Origin of the sequence: Methanosarcina sp. A14 (assembly GCF_001729375.1) — an archaeon.
In the GTDB taxonomy this organism is placed as follows: domain Archaea; phylum Halobacteriota; class Methanosarcinia; order Methanosarcinales; family Methanosarcinaceae; genus Methanosarcina; species Methanosarcina barkeri.
In genome coordinates, this window is record NZ_LZPK01000070.1 from 1 (window position 1) to 3,091 (window position 3,091).

Annotated in this window: 1 rRNA gene; it reads right to left on the reverse strand. The window is 52.6% G+C overall.

From position 1 onward, the window contains the following. Positions 1–117: 117 nt before the first annotated feature. Positions 118–3,024, reverse strand: a 23S ribosomal RNA gene (locus tag A9239_RS04400). Positions 3,025–3,091 lie beyond the last annotated feature (67 nt).

Genomic DNA, 3,091 nt, shown 5'->3' on the forward strand with positions numbered 1-3,091 from the left:
TGTTCGGGATGGGTACAGGAGTTACACTGCCGCTGGGGCCGCCAAACTCGACCTATAAATGGGATTGTGAAAAGAAGTCATGTACAGTGCTGCATACTGAATTTCGCCTGGACCGGATTAGGAAAGGAACGGATAGTTAGTAAACGCGGACTGAACACCTCGTTGCCTTGGTGCTTACATCCCGTTTCTATCAAACCGGTCTTCTACCGGAATCCTTAATGAGGTCTCTTTTTAGGTCAGAGTTCGAGCTTAGATGCATTCAGCTCTTATTCCTTGGCGCGTAGCTGCCCGGCTATGCCTTGTCAGACAACCGGTACACCAGTGGCGCCGCTGCTTGGTTCCTCTCGTACTAAAAGCAGCTTACCCGCAGACCTCGTGCACCTCTAGTAGATAGTAACCGACCTGTCTCACGACGGTCTAAACCCAGCTCACGATCTCCTTTAATAGGCGAACAACCTCACCCTTGGCCGCTGCTGCACGGCCAGGATGGAAAGAACCGACATCGAGGTAGCAAGCTGCCGGGTCGATATGTACTCTTGCCGGCAACGACTCAATTATCCCCGGGGTAACTTTTCTGTCATTTTTGGCCCCCACCAAGGAGGCTCAAAAGTTCGCTAGAACCGACTTTCGTCTCGTCATCCACTGCTATGCTGAATAACGTCAGGCTGACTTATGCTCTTGCACTCTTCAGCGAGTTTCCGACCCGCTTGAGTCAACCATTGCGCGCCCTTGATATCTTTTCAAGGGCGTCCCGCCCCAGGCAAACTGCCCACCTATCGGGGTCCTCTTCTCAGAGTTAGGGTCGTAGTCCCAGAAGGGTAGTGTCCCAATTGCGGCTCCACGTATGCTGGCGCATACGCTTCGATGCCTCCTACCTACTCTGTACATCCAGAACCACAACCCAGCGACAGGCTGCAGTAAAGCTCCACGGGGTCTTCACTTCCCCCTAGAGGTCTCTAGACTGTGCACTAGAATGTAAGCTTCACCGGATTCCAGTTAGGGACAGTAGGGCTCTCATTGATCCATTCATGCAAGTCGCCAATTAAGCGACAAGGTACTACGCTACCTTAAGAGGGTCATAGTTACCCCCGCTGTTTACAGGCCCTTCTTCCCGTTGAAACGGGGTTTCAGGTACCTGCACTGAGCAGGATTCAGAGATTGTACTAGCCCTTACGGGTTTGCAATCTCCTATGTTGGTATTAGACAGTTAGAGCCCCCTGGTCACTGCGACCTGCTGTCTTCACAGCAGGCACTCCTTATCCCGAAGTTACGGAGCTAATTTGCCGAATTCCCTTAACTGAAGTACTCCGACACGCCTTAGCCTTTTCAGCTAGGGGCACCAGTGTCAGATCTGGGTACGGACATTTAGCGGCCTTTTCACGGGTCCCGGGGTGCAGCCGACTTTAGCCATTACAGATTCGCCCGATTCTCGCCATTACGGCTCTCCACGGGGTTCGCTGCTTAGACGGCGCGACGACGCCGCTCGGCCTGCCCTGAGACGTCAGACGGAATGCTAAATGGTACAGGAATATTAACCTGTTTCCCTTTTGGCGTACTCGAGTTACGGTACGTCTTAGGACCGACTAACCCTCGGCTGACGATCATTGCCGAGGAAACCTGGCCCCTTCGGCGGCAGGGATTCTCACCCTGCTTTGCTGCTACTATTACCAGGATTTTCGTTTGCGAACGGTCCACAGGACTTTACAGCCCTGCTTCGGTCCGAACGCAACGCCTTCCTACGAGATTACCTTGCGGTACTCCGTGGTATCGGTGGTCGACTTGAGCCCCGTCAATTTTCGGGGCCCCAAACCTCGACTGGTGAGCTGTTACGCACTCTTTAAAGGGTAGCTGCTTCTAAGCTAACCTTCCAGCTGTCTGGGGCTTGGGACGCCCTTTAGTATTAACACTTAGTCGACACTTGGGGACCTTAACCACGGGCTGGGTTGTCTCCCTTACGGACTACAAGCTTACCCCAGCAGTCCGGACTCCGACTTTCTACAATGACGGTGGGTTTGGAGTTTGACAGGCGGGCGAGGGGTTTCCCCCCCGGAACCGCTAATCAGTGCTCTACTCCACCGACGATCTCCAGTCAGGTCATGCTGCGACATGTTTTGGAAGGAACCAGCGGATGCCGGGTTAGATTAGCATTTCACTACGAGACGCAGGTCACACGAATGATTTGCAGATCAATACCGCTTGCGGTCCTCCACGTAGCTTTCGCCACGCTTCAACCTGCCCACGCCTAGATCACCCGGCTTCGGGTCTTACCCCAGTGACTCCACGCACTTGTATACGTCGTGCCTCGCTCGGAGAGCTGCGCACATGTTGCTTTCGCTTCGGCTGCCCATATAAAGGTTAGCCATTGCCACTGAGATAAACTCCCTGGCCCGTTCTTCAAAACGTAAGATACGACACTGGCAGTGACATTCGTACAACATTCTCGCGAATGTTTCCTTCATGCCAGAGTTCCTTTAATGCCGTATCGTTCCATCACTATCAGGTTTCAGGCACTTTGCACCTCCCTTCTCGGGGTACTTTTCAGCGTTCGGTCACCCTACTATTTCGCTATCGGTCTCAAGTAGTATTTAGTTTTGGAGGTTGGTGCCCCCCAGATTCCCGCACGATATCCAACGCACGGTACTCAGGGACATGTTCCGATCTTTTGGTTTACACATACGTGACTGTCACACTCTACGGTCTGCCGTTTCAGGCAAGTTCTGTTTAGCCGCCAGACGTTTGAACAGCCCTACAACACCACATTTCCCTGTGAAGGGATTCGGTTTGAACTGTACCGTTTTCACTCGCCGTTACTAACGGTATCTCGGTTGATTTCTTTTCCTGCTCCTACTGAGATGTTTCAATTCGGAGCGTTCCCGATCATTACTGATCACTATGGAGAGGTCCCATTCGGAAATCCCGGGTTCATAGGCTCCTTGCACCTACCCCGGGCTTATCGCAGCTTGGCACGTCCTTCATCAGCTCTTGAGCCGAGCCATCCACCTGATAGCATAATTCCTGTGTATCCTAACCAGGTCCAGAAAGCGTCCAGTATACAGCACTTATACATGACTTCATGTACCTGCGTGTCAAC